The sequence below is a fragment of the Chitinophaga oryziterrae genome, from assembly GCF_009758125.1.
Lineage (GTDB): Bacteria > Bacteroidota > Bacteroidia > Chitinophagales > Chitinophagaceae > Chitinophaga > Chitinophaga oryziterrae.
Genome location: NZ_WRXO01000005.1, coordinates 106,050 through 127,637, shown reverse-complemented (window position 1 = coordinate 127,637; position 21,588 = coordinate 106,050). Strand labels below are relative to the sequence as shown.

Here is a 21,588-nt window from a genome sequence, read left to right as displayed (position 1 = left end):
TATGGAAAAAGACTGGGTGAAAATATTTACTACCAACCAAACTTTCCGCGCGGAAATAGTGAAAGGTATGTTACAGGAATACGGCGTAAACGCAGTACTGGTAAACAGAGTGGACTCTTCCTATCTTGTGACGCTGCCCGGGATGGCCGAAATTTATGTACATCAATCCCAGGAAGCAGAAGCGATCAAACTGCTGCAGGAAAACCCGGAGAATGAAGAATAAAAGCCGCCTGAACAGCGGATATCACCTTTCAAATCATACGCTTACATGAAGACATTTTTTACCCGAACAGCTACTGCCCTCGTTTTTGTAGCCGTAATGCTGGGCGGGATCTTATACAGTTCCTTTACTTTTTTCCTGCTTTTTTTCCTGATCAACTTCTTTGCCCTGCAGGAATATTTCAAACTGATCAGGAACATAGATCCTGAATATGCCGGCATTTCCGGCTGGCACAGGAACGGTATTCTCATTGCCAGTTGTGCGCTGATCATGGCCTTTACCGGGGAACATTTCATCTCTGCCGCAAACCTTTCACTGGGTTTCCTGGGCTGGTGGCTGGCCGTCATTTTCCTGCTGGTAATGCCTATAGGGGAGATATTGCTGAGTAAAGAGTTCTCACTTAAAAACATGGGCTATTCCGCCCTGGGCCTCATTTATATTACGCTCTCCCTGGGCTTGCTGATACATCTCTGCCTGAATTATGACAGTATCCGGTTTACGCCTACGGCTACCGGTACAGGACCAGGCTGGCTTATTCCGCTCCTGCTCATCATCTTTATCTGGATCAATGACACCATGGCCTACATTGTAGGCTCTCTGATAGGACGCACTCCATTTGCACCCACTATATCCCCTAAAAAGACCATAGAAGGCACTCTGGGCGGTATGATCCTGGCAGTAGCCGCTGCTGGCGTGTACGGCCATTACTGGGGCCAGCAATGGCTGTCCCTGCAACACTGGCTGGCATTGGCAACGATCGCGGCTGTTTTCGGTACCATAGGCGATCTGCTGGAGTCAAAACTCAAGCGTATGGCTGGTGTAAAGGATTCCGGCAGAATAATGCCGGGGCATGGTGGTTTTATGGATCGCTTTGATTCCCTGCTACTTGCGGCTCCTTTTGCATGGTTATATGTACATTTATTCGCAATGATTTAACTTCGCATCAAATAATAACACAACATGAAGATCCATCGAGAAGGATTGGCCACCATTTTACTGACTTTTGTAGTGCTTGCACTGATCAACGGCGCCGTTTTCTACTTTTCCGGAAACACGCTCACCCTCCAGATTATTGCTGCCTTTTCCCTGGCACTTTTCCTGTTCATTATTTCTTTTTTCCGTATCCCAAACCGGGAAATGAAACACGGCGAGTCCCTGGTATTAGCGCCCTGCGACGGTAAAGTAGTGGTGATTGAAGAAACCTATGAACCTGAGTATTTTAAAGACAAACGCCTGCAGGTGTCTATCTTTATGAGCCCTGCAAATGTACATGTGAACAGGAACCCTATCAGCGGACAGGTAAAACTGTCTCAGTACCATTCAGGTAAATATCTGGTGGCCTGGCATCCAAAATCATCTACCGAAAACGAACGCCATACTGTGGTGATCGGCAACGGAAAAACAGATGTGCTGGTAAGACAGATCGCCGGTGCATTGGCCCGCCGTATCGTAAACTATCTGAAACCAGGTATGGAAGTAACACAGAATGAAGAAATGGGGTTCATTAAATTTGGTTCAAGGGTAGACCTTTATCTGCCGGTAGGTACCCAGGTATCAGTTCAGCTGGACCAGGTAGTGCGTGCTGGTCAGACAGTCATTGCAACTTTATAAAATACGCATATATGAAGAAATTAATCATAGGAGCTGTCACCGTATTATTCATTACAGGTACAGTTCTGGCCCAGGAGAAAGCAAAGGAGAAATCCTGCAGTAAGGGCAACAAAGCATGTTGCAAACAGCCGGTTAAAACAGCCGGTCTGCGTACTGCCAAACCGGCGAAGCCAGCACAACCGGCCCAGCCGGCAAAGCCTGCTGCCAGAAAATAATTTCTATGCAAAAAAGACCGGGCCTCAGTTCTAACTGAGGCCCGGTCTTTTATATCTATAATATTCCCTTTAGTTCATGCAGGCTCTGAATAGAGTAAGTAGGCTTCAGATCAATCTTAGGCGCCAGTAACAGCGGATTAAAGTGTACCTGGTCTATCCCCGCATTATACGCTCCCAGCACATCAATATCCAGTGCATCTCCGATCATAATGCTCGTCTCCGTAGTTGCTACAGCCTTGGCAATAGCGAAATCAAAAATCTCTTTCTTCGGTTTCAGCGTGCCCGCAGATTCAGAAGTAATGATATGTGTGAAGAAATGATCTATCCCGGAATTACGTATTTTTTGCAGCTGTGTTTCCTCAAATCCATTCGTAATGAGATGTATAGGATAGTTTTTAGCTGCCAGATATTCCAGTACGTCTTTAGTATGCGGGAATAAGTTTGTTTTAAAGGGCAGACGTTCCAGGAACTGCACACTTAATGCATCCGCTAACTTTTCATCCCCGATTTTAAAGTCGAGCAATGTTACCCTGAAACGTTTTACACGCAACTCATTCCTGTTGATAAATCCTTTTCTGAAACGGTCCCACAGCTTATCATTATGTACAGTAAAATGCTCGTGAAAAACGGTAAAAGAGGCAACGCCTCTGCTTTCCAGGTTATGCTCATGATATAATTCCTCTAAAACCTCAAAGGAGTTGGCTTCAAAATCCCACAACGTATGGTCAAGGTCAAAAAATATATGTTTGTATTTCATCTTAAAATGCTGCTGAAAGCAGGCATAAATTTACTATTTTCCACCCTCTTATAAATGTAATTTATGAACGCAGTAATCACCGGAGCCAGTAAAGGCATAGGGAAGGCCATCGCTGAAAAGCTTGCCCGGGAAGGATTTAACGTAGCTATTTGTGCCAGGAATGCAGCCCCCCTGGAACAGGCCGTTACTGATATACAGGCACAAAATCCGCAGGCAACCGTATTATCCATGCCCGCAGACATGGGTAAAAAAGAGGATGTACTCGCCTTTGCAGCCAAAATAAAATCGGTATTCCCTTCAGTGGATATACTGGTAAACAATGCTGGTTTTTTTGTACCCGGCAGTCTGGACGAACAGGAAGACGGGCTGCTGGAAAGCATGATGGCCGCAAATGTATACAGTGCCTATCACCTCACCCGGCAATTGTTGCCTGCGATGAAAGCACTGCGCAAAGGGCATATCTTCAACCTCTGCTCTACAGCCAGTTATAAGGCTTACCCAAATGGCGGAGCTTATAGCATTACCAAGTTTGCCCTGCTGGGATTTTCCAGGAACCTGCGCGAAGAGCTGAAACAACATAACGTGAAAGTAACGTCGCTCAGTCCGGGCCCAACATTAACGGCCTCCTGGGACGGTTTTGATGCCCCTCCGGGCCGGATGATGGAACCGGAAGATATTGCGAACCTGCTGTGGGCGGCATATACACTGTCGGCTCAGGCTGTTGTGGAAGAAGTACTTATGCGGCCCATGCTGGGAGATATCCAGTAAAACCCTTACCAGTAAGCACTTTTCACCTTCATATCTATTATTTTTTTAACTAAGTTTTAACTGGGTATCCGGTCATAACAGGGCTGGCTTTGGTTAAATTTGTTATGCATTATGATGGTCAATACTGTTAGTATAAGGATGAGTGTACTATCCCTGCTTTGTTCTCTGGGTGTAGTATCATGCCTGCAGGCGCAGGATTTTAAGTTCACTACCACTGTTAGTAATACAAAAGTGGCATTGGATGAACCTTTCCAGATACAATTCATGCTGGAAAATGCCCCTAATGTATCTAGCTTTACCCCTCCTTCCTTTAACGATTTTGAAGTGTTGCAAGGCCCTTCCCAGATGCAGGGGCAGTCTATTATGAACGGTCACCGCTCTGAATATATTGCGCTCATTTACGTACTGCAACCCAAAAGAGTGGGTAACTTTACCCTCACAGGCGCTACTGCACGCACGAACGGAAATGTGGTGCATTCCAACCCGGTTACGATAGAAGTTGTGAAAGGCGCCCGCAACCTGGGACCGCAACAGCAACAGTTGCCCCAGACAGCTATTCCCCAGTCCCGTGCACAACAACCCGGCAGACAGGATGAAATGGAAGGGGTATTGAAGAATGGGGAAGATGTAAATGCCAAGCTAAAGAAGAATATTTTCGTGAAGGTAGACGTAGATAAAACCAGCCTGTATGAAGGGCAACAGTTAACGGTTACCTATAAGCTATACACACGCCTCCCAACAAATTCAAGTGTTACCAAAGTACCTGCATTCAAAGGCTTTTCCGCTAAAGATATAGAACTACCGAATCCGCCACAGGCAACGGAAGAACTGGTGAATGGCATACCGTTCAAAGTATTTATCATTCGCAAAACGCTCCTGTTCCCACTGCAATCCGGCACACTGGAACTGGACCCGGTAGAAGTGGATAACCATGTACGACTGGTAAAGCTTGTAAAGAATAACAAAAAAGCAGCACGTGATCCTTTCGGGGATGCATTTAACGACCCCTTCAGCGACCCTTTCTTCGACGACTTCTTTAACCGTCCGGAAGTGAGTTATGAGGATGTGCCATATAAAATACAAACACCGCCTGTAAAAATAAATGTGAAACCTCTGCCGGTAGACAGCCGCCCGATAAGCTTCACCGGTGCTGTTGGTAAATTCAATATGACGGCTACAGTAGACAAACAAAACCTGAGTACAGACGATGCCCTCACCCTGAAAGTGGTGATCGCCGGCCAGGGTAATGTGAACCTGCTGAATGCACCTAAGCTGGATATTCCGTCCAGCTTCGAAAAATACGATCCGAAGGTTACCGATAACATTGAGAAGAACAGTAACCCTCTTTCCGGCTCCCGTCAGTTTGAGTTTGCGCTCATGCCGCTGGAAGCAGGGGATCAGACGATCCCTCCCGTAGAGTTTTCTTACTTCGACGCAGCATCCAATAGTTATAAAACGATGCATTCGCCGGCCTTTAAAGTACATGTAACAGCAGGCAAACAGGCAAAAAAAGAGAAGGAAGACTTTAGCGAAAACAGGAATACCATCACTTCTAACTTCAATGGACAACTACAATGGATCAAAGACCAACGATTCCTGTTAGCTAGTCCATGGTTCTATATCTTATTACTGCTTCCGTTAATAGTCCTGATCGTTGTGTTATTTTACCGCCGCAAACAGGATTATCAGCAGAATAACGCAGCATTCCTTAAACACCGCTATGCTAATAAAGTAGCGCTCAAACGCCTGGAACTGGCTGCGCGTTACCTGCGGGAAGGAAAAGACAAGGCATTCTATGAGGAAACTTCCCGTGCAGTATGGGGTTATCTTAGTAATAAACTGCATATTCCTTTTTCAGATCTTAGTAAACAGCTGATCCAGGAACGCCTTTCACAACAACAGATCAATGGAGAAAATACTGAACAGCTGTTCGAACTGCTTGATAATTGCGAAATGGCGCTGTATACCCCTATGCATAACAACGACAAAATGCAGGGGACCTATCAGCAGGCAGTAAAGGTGATCAGCCAATTAGAAGACGAGTTGCAACGCGCAAAAACAGTTGCATAAAATATAACTATTAACGGATGAAATCAATATTAACAGGTATCTGTTTCTGCTTGCTGCTATGTAATTCATTACTGGCAGCAGAGATACCGCAGCAACAGTTGTTCAACAAAGCCAATGATCTTTTCCGGCAAAAACAATACAGTGACGCTGCTGGTACTTATCAGCAACTGATAGACGAAGGCTATAACCAGCCTGAGTTATACGTCAATGCAGGTAATGCCTGGTACAAGGCCAACCGCACCGGCCTGGCTATTTACAATTATGAAAAAGCACTGATCAGGGACCCTTTCTATAAACCGGCAACACATAATCTTTCCGTGGCTAATCAGCGGGTAGAAGGCTATGTAAATGATATTCCCCTGTTATTCTTCCAGCAATGGTGGTTACAGATACAACATCTCTATAACCCGAACGGATGGGCATTAGGAAGTATTCTTTTCTTCTGGCTGTTTGTTACGGGTATTATTGTAATGCTGTTGCGCCCTGCAATTAACCCGGTTTTAATAAAATGGGGGAATGTTATTACAGGTGTGTTGTTTCTATGTTTTATCAGTATGGCCGTTAGTGCTTACATGAATACCAACGTGCATGATACTGGTATCATTATGGGTAGTACGGTAAAAGTAAAAGCGGCACCAGACCTGGGCAGCAAAGATATTTTTGAATTACATGAAGGTGTAAAAGTACAGGTGACAGACGCTACGCAGGAGTACTGCAAAATAGTGTTGCCAGATGGCAAAACCGGATGGCTGGCCTGTGCAGAAATAAAAAGGCTGTAAGGATTCTTACAGCCGCTCTATCCTTTCCATAAACTCCTGCTTGCGATTCCGGGACACCGGTATACTACAACCGTCGCTCATTATAATATCCCCGCCATCTCCTTTTATATACCTGTCCATATAGAAGAGGTTCACCACATAGCTATGGTGTACCCTGAAAAATCCTTTGTTTTTTAGATTACTCTCTACTTCTTTTAATGTACGGCATACCAGCGATGGTTGTTCCGGCGAACTCTGTAGATAAATTTTGGTGTTTTCCCCGTCTGCTACGCAGTAAAGGATATCCCTTACCAATAACATCCTTAGTCCTTCAGGACTAGGCAATGCCAACCGTTCTCCCGGATGCAGGTGCTGATGCAGGAACTCCATCAGGCTATCTGTTTTGCTGACCGCCTGTTCCTTTATTTTGGAAAGACGCAGCTGGGCCTTATCCACAGCTTCCTGCAGATCTTCCTTAATAATAGGCTTCATCAGATAATCCAGCGCATTATGACGGATTGCATCCAATGCATAATGATCATGCGAAGTAGTTATTATGATAGAGAAGCTGGCATCCTTGCAGGCCTGCAATACTTCAAAGCCGTTCAGGCCCGGCATCTCCACGTCCAGGAAAAGGAGTTCGGGTTTATGTGCCTCAATAGCCTCTAAAGCCGTGATACCATCGGCACAAACAGCCACTATATTTACTGCCGGGCAGTGTTTCTCCAATAAAAGCGTCAGTACGCTCCTGCTTAGCTTTTCATCATCCACTATGATGGTACGCATGTTCTAGAAAATTCTTTGTCCCCAAAATTCCCTGCTTATGCTCATGTATAGGTCAGGCAGGGAAAAAGTACAATATTTCCCGTAAAGATTTGTGTATGATTTAAATAAAATAAGCAGGGGCTAATTCAGACGGCTGGAAACGTGTTGCATTTTGATAATAACGTGACTTCCATCAGGTTCATGCTGATCATTATAAACATCTTCTTCTTCTACAGAAGCTCTCAGGTTATATTTTTCATTGATGGCTTCCAGTCTTTCCGCAGCGATTGTAATCCCTTTCAGGAACGAAGCGTCTGAGGGAGGTATGGTGTCATTATGAACACCGTTATCCGCTATGTGGATGCAGAGCATGTCTTTATCGCGACTGATAATGATTTTCAGGAATCCGCCGGTCTTTTCAGGTCTCAGCAACAAGCGTTGCCAGATGGCTTCCTGTACATATGGCTGAATAATAAGAGGGGGGATCATGGTCACCTGCTGAAATACCTCCGGCAATACTTCCAGGTTATAGTCGAACTGTGGGCCAAAGCGCAGTTGTTCCAGTTGCAGATATAGTTCAAGGGCTTCTACATCCTCTTCCAGGTTTATCCATTCTTTGTTGCAGTTCCGGATCATGGATCGCATCAGTCTTGCAAAGCGGGTAAGGTACAGAGATGCCAGGTCCGTACTGGTAGTAAGGATATAATGATGTATTGCGTTCAGGCTATTGAAGATGAAATGAGGGTCCATCTGCGCCTGAAATGCGTGCATTTCCAGGTATACAAGGGATTGTTGCCGGGTTATCTCTTTTGCTGTGATCTTCCTTATCTGCCTTTCTCTTCTGAAAAAAAGGATACATAATATCGTTACACTTAACAAAAAAAACAGCCAATACGGCCAACCTGCTGCACTGAGTATGTCATTGCAAAGCCTCAACTCTTTAACGGTTTTTATTTAAAAGGATATAATTAAAGTCTGTACTACAAAGTGGCACCATCACCAGGTTAGAAAACCTCAATCAGGTACGGCATTGCAACATCAGTTAAGACCGATCTTAAATATCCGCTAAATATGTATGAAATTAAAGTGACAATTATTACAAGGCAGCATTTCTCCCGAAATTGGGGGAAAACGCATGGTAAGTGGTAATTGGGTTAAAAACAAAAAGCTCCTGGCGGAGCTTCTATTCGGTAAATTTATAGCCGACACCTCTCACAGAGTGAAAGTATCGCGAGTTCCGGCTGTCTTCCTCAAAATACTTCCGGAAGTTCAGTATAAAGTTATCAATAGTACGGGTAGTAGGATATACATTGTACCCCCATACCACCTGCAGGATCTTCTCCCGGGTCACGACTTCCCCCTTGTTCTCTATCAGCAGTTTCAGCAACATGGCCTCCTTCTTGCTTAATTCATAATGCTTTCCGTCTTTGCCTATACATTCCTGTGCTCCAAAGTCTATTTCATTACTTCCAAAGCGGTATACGCTTGGCACACTGTCTTTATCCTGAATCTTCTTGTTCTTTACGATCAGCTTTTCTACCCTCAGCAGCAACTCTTCCAGGTTAAAAGGCTTGGTCATATAGTCATCCCCGCCTTTCTTCAGGCCCAGTACCCGGTCTGCACTACTATTTTTGGCACTCAGGAATAAGATGGGAACCTCATTATTCTGGATACGGATGTTCTCACATACGGCGATGCCGTCCATTTCCGGCAGCATAATATCCAGTATGATCAGATCAAAATATTCATTCTTCACCGCCTTCAAAGCAGCGGTGCCATTATCTACAGCCGTAACTTCATATCCTTCAAGCTCCAGGTTAAGCTTCAATGCTTCCTGGAGGTTCTCTTCGTCCTCTACCAGTAGTATGGATGCTTTTGTAGCTTCCTTCATAATTTATAATTGCAATAATCTAATTTACACAGTTTGTGCGGAATATACAGGCCATGTTATTTCAAAACTGGCACCAGCCGGCACATTATCCTTCACTATAATTGTTCCTCCGTGTTGCTGTACGATCTTCTCGGTAAGGAATAATCCCAAACCTGATCCTTTGGATTTACGCGTATTTTCATTGCCTATACGATAAAACTTAAGGAAGATGCGCCTGCGCTCATCAATGGGTATTCCTGGTCCCTCGTCCGTTACCTTTAATTTGAGCTGATTCGCTGTTGCGGTAAGCTCAACATCTATCACCGTATTTTTAGGTGAATATTTGGCAGCATTTTCCACCAGGTTACTCAGCATGATCTGCAACATGAACTTGTCCCCATTCAACCACACGTCAGGCAAAATATGTGCCTGTATAGTATGGGTCGGTATCCGTGACTGTATTTCCTTTACGCCGGCCTCCATCAGGGCAGAGAAATCAAGGTCTTCCCGGTACAGCTGATAACGCTGGGATTCCATCTGGGAAGCCAGTAAAATATTATTACAAAGCTGGTCCAGGCGATTGGTTTCCCGGATGGTATTATCCAGCAGGCGATGTTGCTTTTCCTCGTCCAGCTTATGTTTGCGCAATGTTTCCAGGTTCAGTTTAGCTGCGGCTATGGGCGACTTCAGTTCATGCGTCACCGCCATCAGGAAGTTCTGTTGCTGCTGTGATAACTTCATCTGTTTATAGACTGCCAGGTATACGAAGAACCCGCCTAAAAGTATGATGGCAAGGAAAATAACCCCCTCCCCAAAGAACATGACAGTTCGTCGTTCTTCGGTAGTTTCTATGCGTTGGAGTTCCTGATGATATTCTACGGGGTGCGAAACACTATCTGTTCTTAGTTCCAGGTTCTGGACTTCGAAGCGGGCGATCTGTTCACTTTGCATGAACAGTAACACCCCCCACCATACCAGGGCAAGAATAGTGTATGCCAGTACAAAGAGGTAAATGAAGGAAATAACCTTTCCTTCGTGCATTTTAAGGAATAGCTTTCTCATTTTTTCGTAACCCGGCTTTCTCAATCCGCAGGCCTACATTCATGATATCTGGCAGCGGATTTTGCCGCATATTTTGTTCAAAGGTGAACCGGTAAGTGCCCGGCTTGTTGAGTATTGCTTTCTGCTGAATAGGTATCTGGTGTTCGTAAATGTCATCCAGCCCGCTACCCAGCCATTTGCCGGACATGTCTGCCAGTGGCAGTTCTACACGCTGAGGTATTGGCTTTCCTTCGGGGAACTGTGTACTTACTACCAGCCATATATTACTGTAAGGATAGGAGTCCTTATGCCTTACATTTACAAATATATTATACAGGTAGGCGGTGTCCTCCGGAAGCAATGTAACCTCAAAAACAGGTTTATGCTCGTAAGACCATTCATGTCCCGGGATCTCCAGGTTCTTTTCATAGGTGTCCATCTTCATGGGTTGGCAGGACGCCACTATCAGCAGCATACCTGCGGCCACAATAGTCCGGCAGAAATTACTCATATAATTCGAAATACTTTTATTAAAGTACGTTCAGTACCTGTTCTTTTGCCTTTTCCAGCTCGTCCTTCATCAATACCACCCATTGTTGTATAGCGGCATCATTTGCCTTTGAACCGGTTGTATTGATCTCTCTACCCACTTCCTGCAGCACAAATCCAAGCTTCTTTCCTTTCGCAGGATCCGCTTCATGCAGGATCTCCTTGAAGTAACGGCAATGATTTTCCAGTCTGATCAACTCTTCTGAAATATCCAGCTTTTCTAAATAAAATATCAGTTCCTGTTCCAGACGGTTCGCATCGACGTTCTCTTTGCCCACATGTTCTGCCAGCAAACTTTCCAGTCGCTGACGCACTTTATCCTTACGCAATGGGTCCAGTTCCCGCACTTTTACACAATAAGACTCTATATTATCTATGCGTACCAGCAGGTCTGCTGCCATCATTTGTCCTTCATCCTGACGGTGTGCGTCCAGTTCATCCAGCGCAGCTTTCAGCACTTTTTCCACCTCTTTCCACTCCTCCTCTGTGATCTGTTCTGTAGCAGGCGTCACTACTTCAGGCAATTTCATCAGCACGTTCAGCATATCTTCCTGCGGCATGTTCAGCTCTGTTGCCAGCGTAGTGATGGACTGGTGATAAAACCGGGCCAGCTCCGTATTGATCATCACCGGACGGTTAGCCCCGTTCTGCCGCACATTCACCGTTGCATCCAGTGTACCACGCAGCAAAGATTGTTGCAGCAGGTTGCGGATATCAAATTCGTAAGGCTTTAATAACGGGGATATTTTCAGGTTTACGTCAAACTGCTTACCATTGAGCGATTTTACTTCTGCCACGATGGTGGTCTCTCCCCTGGTATTTTCCGCCCTTCCGAAGCCGGTCATTGATTTCAGCATAATAGAGATTTGTGAGTAACAAACCTAGCTAAATTAGGGCAAAGCGCAAAAGATTAGCTACAAGGTCTTTACTGGTGGTAATTACTTAAACAATAATGCGTAGATCTCCCGTTGGGTCATCTCTCTCATCTCTCCGGGTAATATTCCCTCTATGGTAATGCCTCCGATACGATAACGGATAAGTCTCAACGTAGGGAATCCCGCGGCTGCAGTCATTTTGCGTACCTGCCGGTTTTTGCCTTCCTGCAAAACCAGTTTTATCCAGGGTGCAGGGATGCTCTTTCGGAAACGAATAGGGGGATTACGCTCCGGAACCGCTGGTTCCGTCTCAAAGATCTCTGCCTGACAGCGGCGGGTCTGATATTTTTTCCCGTCCACAGCAATGGTAACGCCCTGACGTAATTGCCGGATAGCAGCATCATCTATAGCCCCGTCTACCTGCACCCAGTATTCCCGTTCATGCGCATTCACAGGATCAAGCAATCTGTTAGTCAATGATTTATCATTCGAAAGTATCAGCAATCCCTCACTATCATAATCCAGCCTGCCTACCGGATATACATCCACAGGTACTTTAAAATAATCTGACAGACTGTCCTTCCCATCCTCTTTCCCGAAACGGGTAAGTACCTGAAAAGGTTTATATATAACATAATAATTAAATGGCATACATTAACAACTCGTTACTTAAGGGTAAATTGCCTGTAAATTAGTAATTTTGCGGTCGAATATATGTGTACAGCTTTCCATAATGCTTCTTGTCTGAATTGCCAGGCCCGCTTTGGATCAATCCTTTTCAAAGCAGAAAAGTGCAATCTGGAAGAAATTGAAGCAGCCAAGGTATGCTCTGTTTACAAAAAAGGGCAGGTAGTATTCCAGGAAGGAGCTTATCCTTTTGGCATCTATTGTGTGAATACAGGTAAGATTAAATTATCTCACTGTGGAGACGATGGCCGCGAACAGATCGTACGCCTCGCCAAACCAGGTGATATTATAGGCTATAAAGCATTACTGAGCGCTGAACGTTATACCGCCTCTGCTATCGCCCTCGACGACGCCTCTGTATGTTTCATTCCCAAAGATCTTTTCATGAGCATATTACAGAAAGACGCCAGCCTGTCTTTCGAAATGATGCGCATTATTGCCAGCGAACTGCGTAAAGCAGAAGTGAAGATCACCCACCTGTCTCAGAAACCCGTGCGTGAACGACTGGCAGAAACCCTTCTCTTTATTAAAGAAACCTATGGCGTGGAAACCGACGGCTTCACCCTCAATGTTCGTCTCTCCCGCGAAGAAATAGCCAACCTGGTTGGTACTGCTACAGAATCCGCTATTCGCCTGCTCTCCGAATTCAAAAAGGACGGCCTCATAGAACTACAAGGCAAAAAGATCCGCCTGCTTAATACAGAAGAGATTACACGCACTGCTAATCTCCAGGACTGATCTGCATCACATTTTAACTTGATCCTCATCATTGTGCCTCCCCGGCCATACGACTAGCTTTGCTCCAAATCTTCGATATGGCAACGTTATCCGATGTACAACTACTATGCGATCACTGCGGAGAAACCTGTACGGACAACAGCATTACTAATGGCGATAAATATTTCTGCTGCCAGGGTTGTAAACTGGTATATGAAATACTGAACGAGAATGATCTCTGTGAATATTACTCTCTGAATAATAAACCCGGAGTGGCGCAACGCATTCCTGTCAGAAAAGATAAATTTGCCTTCCTCGATGATGAAAAGATTCAGCAACAACTGCTGCAATTCCGGGATGATCAGCAAACACACGTCACCTTTTATATTCCTTACATTCATTGCAGCTCCTGCCTCTGGCTCCTCGAGAACCTGCACCGGCTGGACCCCGGCGTACAGAAAGTAACAGTCAACTTTACACGAAAAGAGGCACAGGTCGTTTTCCGGCAGTCTCAAACATCTCTGCGAAAAGTAGTGGAAACACTTACCAGTATAGGATATGAGCCTTACATCAGCCTGGAAGACCTGCAACAGAAAAAGCCGCGCGTACAACGCGATCTCATCTACCGCATAGGTGTGGCCGGCTGTTGCTTCGGGAATATTATGCTTCTCAGTTTTCCTGAATACTTTTCCGGGCATAGTTACTCTGATCCCAAACTCAATCTCCTCTTCCGTTATCTCAATTTATTACTTTCTTTACCCGTATTCTTCTACAGTGCACAGGTATTCTTCCGCTCTGCATGGAGCAGTCTTAAAGCGGGTTTTCTGAATATAGACGTGCCTATAGTACTGGCCATTATCGTCACTTTTGTCCGCAGTCTTTCAGACGTATTTTCCGGCCACGGCGCAGGGTATTTTGATTCTATGACCGGCATTGTTTTCTTCATGCTGGCAGGACGGATTTTACAGGAGAAAACTTACCAGGGGCTTTCTTTCGACAGAGATTACACCGCCTACTTTCCCATAGCGGTTTCCGTTATAAAAGCAGGAAAAGAAATCCCAACGGCCTTACCTGATATCAAAATAAATGACTCCTTACTAATCCATAATGATGAACTGATTCCGGCAGATGGCATTCTGATTAAAGGCCACGCAGTGGTTGATTACAGCTTTGTAACCGGAGAATCTTTACCTGTAAGGAAATCCGTAGGTGAAATCGTGTATGCAGGAGGAAAACAACTGGAAGGAAACATCGAGATAATGACCATTAAGGAAGTGGCTCAAAGTTATCTTACCAGTCTCTGGAACCGCGAGGAAATAAAAAATCCGGTTGCAAAAGAAGCCTCCTTTATTCATTTATTATCCAGGTATTTTACCTGGGTAGTATTATGGATTGCTGTGATCACCGCTACTTACTGGTGGGTGTATGAACCTGCACGTATATGGCCTGCCGTTACTGCTGTTTTAATTATCGCCTGTCCCTGTGCGCTGCTGCTGGCGGCTTCTTTCACAAACGGACATATTTTAAGAATACTGAGCCGCCATCGCTTATACCTGCGTAATGCGGCAGCTATAGAGCGTTTGGCGCGTATAAATCATATTGTTTTTGATAAAACGGGCACGCTTACAAGCAAAACAATCAGCACGGCTAATTATATTGGTCTCCCTCTTACGCCTGATCAAACCGCTGCTGTCGCATCTCTTGCCGCACAGTCTTCACATCCGTTAAGTCAATCTATAGCTGCAAATTACGGGAATAACGACCGCCTGCCCGTAAGAGGCTTTAAATCCGTTACCTCACAGGGTATCAGTGGCTGGGTACAGGAACATTTTATAGAGATGGGCAGTGCTGCATTCGTAGACGCACCTAAACTTGTAACTACTGATGGAAGTACTGTGTTCGTTGCTATTGACGGACAGGTGACAGGATATTACAGTATCGGAAATCAATTCCGCGAAGGTATGCCGGTGTTATTAAAACAATTACAAAAAAAATACGCCCTTTCTCTTTTATCCGGGGATAACAACAGGGAAATGCCTTACCTGCGCACACTCCTAGGACCTTCATCCACATTGCTTTTCACGCAGCAGCCGCAAGACAAATTAAACTACATCATCCAGTTGCAACAGCAAGGTAACAGGGTGCTCATGATAGGCGATGGATTAAACGATGCCGGTGCATTAAAACAAAGCGATGTAGGTATCTCTATCGCAGAAAACAGCAACAACTTTACACCTGCAAGTGACGGTATCCTGGAAGCTGCTCAACTACCACAACTACCGCATTTTATAAAAATATGCAAGGCCAACAAACGCATTATCATTATCAGCTTTATCATCTCCCTTATCTATAATATTACCGGGCTGTTTTTTGCCGTACAAGGTATTTTATCCCCGCTTACTGCTGCTATACTCATGCCTGCAAGCTCTATCAGCATTGTACTGATTACTTATGGATTAAGTGAATGGGCCGACAGACACTGATATAAATCAGCGGCACTATTGAGCTACATCATAAACCCCGCACATGACATGGCCTAGCTTTGTAATAAACTATTACACTATGAGCGTGATCATTATTCTCCTGGGAGCCAGTCTGCTGGTGGCATTGTTTTTCCTTGCAGCATTCATCTGGTCTGTGAAGAACGGACAATTCGAAGATAGTTTTTCTCCCGCGCACCGCGTGCTTTTTGAAGACAAACCAGCCGTACACATCTGCAAAAAGTCATGCGATAATAAGAATTGCAAATCTGCTATCTGTAAAAATTAGCCATCAACTAGTAATAGAATATATATGCCTCTTGAAAAATTCTCGTACGACAACCGTACCGTTAAATGGTTTGCATATGCATGTATCGGCTGGGGGCTGATAGGCATGCTGGCAGGCCTCTGGGCCGCACTTGCACTTGTGTTGCCGGATTTGAGCCTTGGATTTGCTCCTACTACCTTTGGACGACTCAGGCCCGTACACACCAATGCTGTAATATTCGCCTTTGTAGGCAATGGTATTTTCATGGGTGTGTATTACTCACTGCAACGCCTTTGTAAAGCGCGTATGTTCAGTGATATTCTGAGTAAAATTCATTTCTGGGGATGGCAGGCCATCATTGCCGGCGGTGCTCTTACCCTCTTTATGGGATGTACTACCGGTAAAGAATATGCGGAGCTGGAATGGCCTTTCGACATCGCAATCACCCTGATATGGCTGGTGTTCGGCGCTAATATGCTGGGCACTATTTTACGTCGTCGTGAAGCACATCTGTACGTAGCTATCTGGTTCTACATTGGTACCTGGGTAGCGATTGCCATGCTGCATATCGTAAACTCCTTCGAGCTGCCCTTATCTTTCCTGAAAAGTTATTCTGCTTATGCAGGTGTACAGGATGCGCTGGTACAATGGTGGTACGGACATAATGCAGTTGCATTCTTCCTCACAACTCCTTACCTGGGACTCATGTACTACTTTGTTCCGAAGGCGGCCAACAGGCCGGTATATTCTTACCGCTGGTCTATCATCCACTTCTGGGCGCTCATCTTTATTTATATCTGGGCAGGACCACATCACCTGTTATACACCGCATTGCCTGAATGGGCTCAATCCTTAGGTACCGTATTTTCCATTATGCTCATCGCTCCTTCCTGGGGTGGTATGCTCAATGGCTTGCTTACATTACGTGGCGCATGGGACCGTGTCAGAGAAGATGCCATTCTGAAATTCTTCGTCGTAGCACTTACCTGTTATGGTATGGCGACTTTCGAAGGCCCTATGTTATCGCTTAAAAATGTGAATGCGATCAGTCATTATACTGACTGGACCATCGCACACGTACACGTAGGCGCTTTGGGATGGAACGGTTTCCTCACTTTCGGTATCCTTTACTGGTTATTACCACGTATTTTCAGCACAAACCTATACTCTAAGAAATGGGCGAATACACATTTCTGGATAGGTACGCTGGGCATCATCTTTTATGTTATTCCGCTTTACTGGGCGGCCTTTACACAAAGCATGATGTGGAAACAGTTTACACCGGAAGGTCAGTTAAAATTCCAGTTCCTTGAAACAGTGAACACAATTGTACCGATGTATGCATTACGCGCATTCGGTGGTACATTATATCTCTCCGGTGTGATCCTGATGATAGTGAACCTGACCAAAACTATACTCCGTGGTACATTCGTAGCCAATGAACCTGCAGAAGCTGCGCCTTTACCAAAAGTGATCGTTACTCACGGGAAAGCGCACTGGCATAGCTGGATAGAACGCAGACCCATACAGCTGGTCGTATTCAGCCTTATTGTGGTAGGTATCGGGGGCATTCTTGAACTGATCCCTACATTCCTGATAAAGAGTAACATTCCTACTATCACCAGCGTAAAACCATACACGCCGCTGGAACTGCATGGACGTGATATATACATCCGCGAAGGCTGTTATACCTGTCACTCCCAGATGATCCGCCCATTCCGGGACGAAGTGGCGCGTTACGGGGAATACTCCAAGGCCGGGGAATTTATCTATGATCATCCTTTCCAGTGGGGATCTAAACGTACAGGTCCGGATTTAGCCAGGATAGGAGGTAAGTATCCGAACTCATGGCATTACAATCACATGATGGACCCTACATCTATGTCTCCTGGTTCTATCATGCCGCAATATCCGTGGCTGTTCGAAGATAAAGTAGATAAAACACTCACTCCTCCGATGATCAATGTGATGCGAAAACTGGGCGTGCCTTATGCCCTGGGTTATGAGAAACAGGCAAATGCAGACATGGAGAAACAGGCACAGGAAATAACAGCTTCCCTGCAAAAGGATAAGCTGCCTATACAGCCAGACCGTGAAATCGTTGCCCTGATTGCTTATCTGCAACGCTTAGGAAAAGATATTAAAGCCACACATTAAAATCATACTACAATGAAGTTCATCAACTATCTGGAATCAATCACCGGTGTAAGTGTATATCCGCTGGCCTCATTGTTCATTTTCACCATCTTCTTTGCGCTGGCCAGTTTCTGGGCACTTAAAGCAGATAAGGGCATGATAGATCATATCAGCCATATCCCGCTGGATGATAACATGACGAGCAAATAATTTTAACTGTTACAGACATGAACAAGAAACTAGTCAATATATCTGCACTTTTATTACTCAGCCTTACGGCTGCGGCGCAGGACAGACCTGAACCTCCTTCAGAATTAAGCAATCCGGTGGCAATCGTATTGCTGACCGTGATCATCGGCTTACTTATCGCGATCGGCATCCTTGGCAGCGTGGTAATAAGTGCCATGGATATTTACAAGGATAGAATAAAGAAGTCCGGAACAGTACTAACTATACTGTTACTACTGGTAGCTGGTCAGGCTATGGCACAGGATACTCCTGCAGCGAAAACAACGCTCATCAACGGCCTGTCACAGACGTCCTTTTACCTGCTGGTATCTGTGATCGTCCTGGAAATAGCTGTGATCATCAGCCTGTTGTTTACGTTACGTATTCTGGTAGGTATTGAACGCAAAAGAAGGATCAAACCTGTTAAGGAAGCCGTTCCCGGCAAGCCGAAGATCTCCTGGCTGGATAAACTGAACGATACAAAAAGCCTGGATGCCGATTCTGAAGCAGACGTAGATATGGGACACGACTATGACGGTATCCATGAACTGAATAATCCAACTCCTCCCTGGTGGAGATATGGATTCTATTGCAGTATACTGTTCGCTGTCGTGTATCTCTGGCGTTTCCAGTCGGCCCCTACACAGGCAGAGGAATTAGCCTCCGCAGAAGCGGCAGCCGCAGAAGAAAAAGCCGAGTACCTGAAACTGGCTGCTAATAATATCGATGAGAAAAGCGTGAAGCAGCTTACTGATCCGGCAGACCTTGCAGCTGCCCAGAAGCTGTTCTCCACTAATTGTGCGCCTTGTCATGGCCCACAGGGACAGGGAGTCGTAGGTCCTAACCTGACAGACGATTACTGGCTGCATGGCGGAAAGATCAATGACGTATTTAGCACGATTAAATACGGGGTAGCAGATAAAGGTATGAAGTCATGGAAAGATGATTTTTCTCCGAGACAACTGGCCCAGCTGGCCAGTTATATCAAAAGTATCCATGGCTCCAATCCTCCTAATCCAAAAGAGAAACAAGGTATACTAGAACAATAGTGTTATGGAAGAGACTGAAACGTTCAGAGATAGCTTAGCCACTGTTGATAAACAGGGAAAACGCAATTGGATATATGCTCAAAAGCCTGCTGGTAAGTATTATACTGCCAGAAGTATTTTAAGTTACCTGTATTTTATTGTATTCTTCGCCGGTCCATTTATTAAAATAAATGGCCGGCCCTTGTTTTTACTAAATGTGGTAGAAGGAAAGTTCATTTTGTTTGGCGCCATTTTCTGGCCGCAGGATTTCTTCATTTTCGGCCTGGCAATGGTTGCCTTTATCCTGTTCATTGTATTGTTTACAATGGCTTTCGGCAGATTGTTCTGCGGATGGGCATGCCCTCAGACCATCTTTATGGAAATGCTGTTCAGGAAAATAGAGTACTGGATAGAGGGGACCGCGGCGGCACAGAAAGTGTTGAACAAAGCGCCATGGAGCGCAGAAAAAGTCCTGAAAAAGACAAGCAAACATATCCTGTTTTTTGTCCTGTCTTTTCTCATCGCCAATACTTTCCTGGCATATATCATAGGGGTTGATAGCCTGTTGAAGGTGATTGAAAGCCCCGTGTCTGCACATACCGCCACCATGTTTATTTTTTCCGGCGTTTTCTATGGCGTATTTGCTTTCTTCAGAGAACAGGTATGTACCGTGGTTTGCCCTTATGGTCGTTTGCAGGGAGTATTGTTAGATAAGGATACTGTAGTGGTGGCATATGATTATGTAAGAGGAGAGCCCAGAGGACATTTTAAAAAAGAACAGAGCGGCGGAGATTGTATAGACTGCTTACAATGTGTAAAGGTATGCCCCACGGGGATAGATATCCGCAACGGGACCCAGCTGGAATGTGTGAATTGCACGGCCTGTATAGATGCCTGCAATTTCATGATGGAAAAAACGGGCCGCCCGCCGGATCTTATCCGGTATGCTTCAGAGAACGGTATTGCAGCTAACAAGCCATTACATTTTACCCCCCGTATAAGGGTCTACAGTGCTTTCTTACTGATCATTCTCTCTGCTATCTCCTGGATGCTGCTCAGCAGGCAGCCGGTGAGCGGGGCCGTAATGCGCACAGCAGGTATGCTGTACCAGGAAAGAGGGCTGGATAGCATTACTAACCTCTATCGCATCAAACTGGTGAATAAAACGGCTGCGGATATCCTGCTTACCTTGAAACTGGAGGATGCTCCCGGCTCTATAGAGCTGTTAGGACAACCGGTTATCCGTGTAAAGGCAGAAGACCAGGGAGAGGGAACTTTCTTCGTTGTACTGCCCCGTACGAGTATTAAAAACCGTAAAACAAACCTGCATATAGCGTTATATACAGGCAATAAAAAAACCGGGTCCATCAAAACCACTTTCCTGGGCCCTGTACAATAAAACACATCACTATGAACTGGGGACATAAAATCATCATCGTCTTTGTGCTTTTCGCGGCCGGAATTCTTACCATGGTCACTAAAAGTATGCGTACCCGGATAGACCTGGTAACGCCTGATTACTATGGGGAAGAACTGAAATATCAACAGGTGATAGATGGCCGTAAACAAGCCATGAACCTGTCTTCTCCTGTAGTGATAAGTCAGGAAGAACATACGATCACACTGGCTTTTCCCAAAGAGATGCAGGACATTCCCCTTACAGGAAATGTGTTGTTTTACCGGGCTTCAGATTCGGGACAGGATGTAACAGTGCCCGTAAAATCCGGACTGCTCATTCTCAGCAAGGATCGTCTGCACAGAGGTAGTTACAGGGTACAGATGCACTGGGAGGCAAACGGAAAAAAGTACTTCCAGGAAAACGCAGTAATGGTTAACTAAGTTGATTATGTTCCTGACATTTCTTTATGCTCTTTCACTCGGATTCATAGGCTCCTTTCATTGTATCGGAATGTGCGGCCCGATAGCGCTGACATTACCGGTACAACACCTGGACGGTACCAGGAAAATGGCCGGCATACTGTTATACAACGCAGGGCGTATTACCGCATACAGCGGCATAGGCATTGCATCCGGCTGGCTGGGCAGACAATTCTATATCGGAGGGTTACAACAATGGTTATCCATTACAATTGGTTGCGGGTTATTGCTGGCTGTTATCTTCCGCAATAACCGTTTCCATTTCAGCACAGGCATCTACGGCGCCCGCATTAAAAAGATCCTGGGCAATCTATTGCGTCAACAGAAGCTACACACCCTCTATGCAATCGGTTTCTTCAATGGCTTACTGCCCTGCGGGCTTGTTTACTTCGCCGTAGCGGGGGCTGTGGCCACCGGTAGCATCACACAGGGCGCGCTGTTCATGTGCGCCTTTGGTACCGGCACATTGCCAGCGATGGTTACCATTAGCTGGTGCAGCCAGATCATCACCGTCCACATGCGCAACAAACTGCGCCAGTGTGTACCATACGCAGTAGCATTGATGGCAGTCCTATTGATCCTGCGTGGCATGAACCTCGGCATTCCATACATCAGTCCTGCTATCTCCAAAGGAAAAATTATTGAACACTGTTATAAACCATCATAG

General features: G+C 45.4%; 24 protein-coding genes. 16 read left to right on the top strand and 8 right to left on the bottom strand.

Annotation, left to right across the window (positions count from 1 at the left end):
• The first annotated feature begins 1 nt into the window (after position 1).
• Genes GO495_RS18155 through GO495_RS18140 form a run of 4 tightly spaced genes read left to right on the top strand, consistent with a single transcriptional unit; the run spans position 2 to position 2,046 of the window.
• A complete protein-coding gene (locus tag GO495_RS18155) occupies positions 2 to 223 on the top strand; it encodes a putative signal transducing protein (protein ID WP_157301148.1) in 222 nt (73 codons plus the stop codon).
• A 45-nt stretch (positions 224 to 268) separates the two neighbouring features.
• Positions 269 to 1,156 (top strand): phosphatidate cytidylyltransferase, encoded by an 888-nt coding sequence (locus tag GO495_RS18150; RefSeq protein WP_157301147.1) that lies wholly within the window; start codon positions 269 to 271, stop codon positions 1,154 to 1,156.
• A 24-nt stretch (positions 1,157 to 1,180) separates the two neighbouring features.
• Entirely contained in the window at positions 1,181 to 1,831 is a 651-nt protein-coding gene (locus GO495_RS18145; protein WP_157301146.1) for a phosphatidylserine decarboxylase family protein, read from the top strand.
• Positions 1,832 to 1,842: 11 nt separating this feature from the next.
• On the top strand, positions 1,843 to 2,046 hold the full coding sequence (locus tag GO495_RS18140; RefSeq protein ID WP_157301145.1) for a hypothetical protein: 204 nt from the start codon (positions 1,843 to 1,845) through the stop codon (positions 2,044 to 2,046).
• A gap of 55 nt (positions 2,047 to 2,101) precedes the next feature.
• Here GO495_RS18140 and GO495_RS18135 read toward each other — a convergent pair whose 3' ends face one another.
• On the bottom strand, positions 2,102 to 2,803 hold the full coding sequence (locus tag GO495_RS18135; RefSeq protein WP_157301144.1) for a YjjG family noncanonical pyrimidine nucleotidase: 702 nt from the start codon (positions 2,801 to 2,803) through the stop codon (positions 2,102 to 2,104).
• A 63-nt stretch (positions 2,804 to 2,866) separates the two neighbouring features.
• Here GO495_RS18135 and GO495_RS18130 point away from each other — a divergent pair, with 63 nt between their 5' ends.
• The 3 genes from GO495_RS18130 (at position 2,867) to GO495_RS18120 (ending at position 6,420) form a co-directional block, all read left to right on the top strand.
• The gene (locus tag GO495_RS18130; RefSeq protein ID WP_157301143.1) at positions 2,867 to 3,571 is read left to right on the top strand and encodes an SDR family oxidoreductase; all 705 of its coding nucleotides are present in this window, start codon (positions 2,867 to 2,869) and stop codon (positions 3,569 to 3,571) included.
• A 111-nt stretch (positions 3,572 to 3,682) separates the two neighbouring features.
• A complete protein-coding gene (locus GO495_RS18125) occupies positions 3,683 to 5,641 on the top strand; it encodes a BatD family protein (RefSeq protein WP_157301142.1) in 1,959 nt (652 codons plus the stop codon).
• Between the two features lie 17 nt (positions 5,642 to 5,658).
• On the top strand, positions 5,659 to 6,420 hold the full coding sequence (locus GO495_RS18120) for an SH3 domain-containing protein (protein WP_157301141.1): 762 nt from the start codon (positions 5,659 to 5,661) through the stop codon (positions 6,418 to 6,420).
• Between the two features lie 6 nt (positions 6,421 to 6,426).
• Here GO495_RS18120 and GO495_RS18115 read toward each other — a convergent pair whose 3' ends face one another.
• The 7 genes from GO495_RS18115 to GO495_RS18085 form a co-directional block, all read right to left on the bottom strand.
• Positions 6,427 to 7,185 (bottom strand): LytR/AlgR family response regulator transcription factor, encoded by a 759-nt coding sequence (locus tag GO495_RS18115; protein WP_157301140.1) that lies wholly within the window; start codon positions 7,183 to 7,185, stop codon positions 6,427 to 6,429.
• 120 nt (positions 7,186 to 7,305) lie between these two features.
• The gene (locus tag GO495_RS18110; protein WP_157301139.1) at positions 7,306 to 8,100 is read right to left on the bottom strand and encodes a sensor histidine kinase; all 795 of its coding nucleotides are present in this window, start codon (positions 8,098 to 8,100) and stop codon (positions 7,306 to 7,308) included.
• Positions 8,101 to 8,347: 247 nt separating this feature from the next.
• Positions 8,348 to 9,055 (bottom strand): response regulator transcription factor, encoded by a 708-nt coding sequence (locus GO495_RS18105; RefSeq protein ID WP_090101412.1) that lies wholly within the window; start codon positions 9,053 to 9,055, stop codon positions 8,348 to 8,350.
• A gap of 24 nt (positions 9,056 to 9,079) precedes the next feature.
• Entirely contained in the window at positions 9,080 to 10,096 is a 1,017-nt protein-coding gene (locus GO495_RS18100) for a sensor histidine kinase (protein ID WP_157301138.1), read from the bottom strand.
• On the bottom strand, positions 10,077 to 10,586 hold the full coding sequence (locus GO495_RS18095; protein ID WP_157301137.1) for a gliding motility lipoprotein GldH: 510 nt from the start codon (positions 10,584 to 10,586) through the stop codon (positions 10,077 to 10,079). The genes GO495_RS18100 and GO495_RS18095 overlap by 20 nt, the downstream gene beginning before the upstream one ends.
• A 19-nt stretch (positions 10,587 to 10,605) precedes the next feature.
• On the bottom strand, positions 10,606 to 11,481 hold the full coding sequence (locus GO495_RS18090) for a YicC/YloC family endoribonuclease (RefSeq protein WP_157301136.1): 876 nt from the start codon (positions 11,479 to 11,481) through the stop codon (positions 10,606 to 10,608).
• An 81-nt stretch (positions 11,482 to 11,562) separates the two neighbouring features.
• The gene (locus tag GO495_RS18085) at positions 11,563 to 12,150 is read right to left on the bottom strand and encodes a pseudouridine synthase (protein ID WP_157301135.1); all 588 of its coding nucleotides are present in this window, start codon (positions 12,148 to 12,150) and stop codon (positions 11,563 to 11,565) included.
• Positions 12,151 to 12,213: 63 nt separating this feature from the next.
• Between GO495_RS18085 and GO495_RS18080 the strand changes: the two genes are divergently transcribed.
• The 9 genes from GO495_RS18080 to GO495_RS18040 all read left to right on the top strand — a co-directional run bounded on the left by GO495_RS18080 (position 12,214) and on the right by GO495_RS18040 (position 21,588).
• Positions 12,214 to 12,924, top strand: coding sequence for a Crp/Fnr family transcriptional regulator (locus tag GO495_RS18080; RefSeq protein ID WP_157301134.1), 711 nt, complete (start codon positions 12,214 to 12,216; stop codon positions 12,922 to 12,924).
• Between the two features lie 77 nt (positions 12,925 to 13,001).
• Positions 13,002 to 15,386 carry a heavy metal translocating P-type ATPase gene (locus GO495_RS18075; RefSeq protein WP_157301133.1) on the top strand — a complete coding sequence of 795 codons (2,385 nt, stop codon included), beginning with the start codon at positions 13,002 to 13,004 and terminating at the stop codon, positions 15,384 to 15,386.
• Between the two features lie 79 nt (positions 15,387 to 15,465).
• Positions 15,466 to 15,672, top strand: coding sequence for a cbb3-type cytochrome oxidase assembly protein CcoS (gene ccoS / locus GO495_RS18070; RefSeq protein ID WP_157301132.1), 207 nt, complete (start codon positions 15,466 to 15,468; stop codon positions 15,670 to 15,672).
• Between the two features lie 24 nt (positions 15,673 to 15,696).
• On the top strand, positions 15,697 to 17,808 hold the full coding sequence (gene ccoN, locus GO495_RS18065) for a cytochrome-c oxidase, cbb3-type subunit I (protein ID WP_157301131.1): 2,112 nt from the start codon (positions 15,697 to 15,699) through the stop codon (positions 17,806 to 17,808).
• Between the two features lie 12 nt (positions 17,809 to 17,820).
• On the top strand, positions 17,821 to 17,997 hold the full coding sequence (locus tag GO495_RS18060) for a CcoQ/FixQ family Cbb3-type cytochrome c oxidase assembly chaperone (protein WP_157301130.1): 177 nt from the start codon (positions 17,821 to 17,823) through the stop codon (positions 17,995 to 17,997).
• Between the two features lie 17 nt (positions 17,998 to 18,014).
• Positions 18,015 to 19,064 (top strand): cbb3-type cytochrome c oxidase N-terminal domain-containing protein, encoded by a 1,050-nt coding sequence (locus GO495_RS18055; RefSeq protein ID WP_157301129.1) that lies wholly within the window; start codon positions 18,015 to 18,017, stop codon positions 19,062 to 19,064.
• Positions 19,065 to 19,068: 4 nt separating this feature from the next.
• Entirely contained in the window at positions 19,069 to 20,442 is a 1,374-nt protein-coding gene (gene ccoG, locus GO495_RS18050) for a cytochrome c oxidase accessory protein CcoG (RefSeq protein ID WP_157301128.1), read from the top strand.
• A gap of 11 nt (positions 20,443 to 20,453) precedes the next feature.
• Positions 20,454 to 20,882, top strand: coding sequence for a FixH family protein (locus GO495_RS18045; RefSeq protein ID WP_157301127.1), 429 nt, complete (start codon positions 20,454 to 20,456; stop codon positions 20,880 to 20,882).
• Positions 20,883 to 20,889: 7 nt separating this feature from the next.
• Positions 20,890 to 21,588, top strand: a complete 699-nt coding sequence (locus GO495_RS18040; RefSeq protein WP_157301126.1) for a sulfite exporter TauE/SafE family protein — start codon at positions 20,890 to 20,892, stop codon at positions 21,586 to 21,588.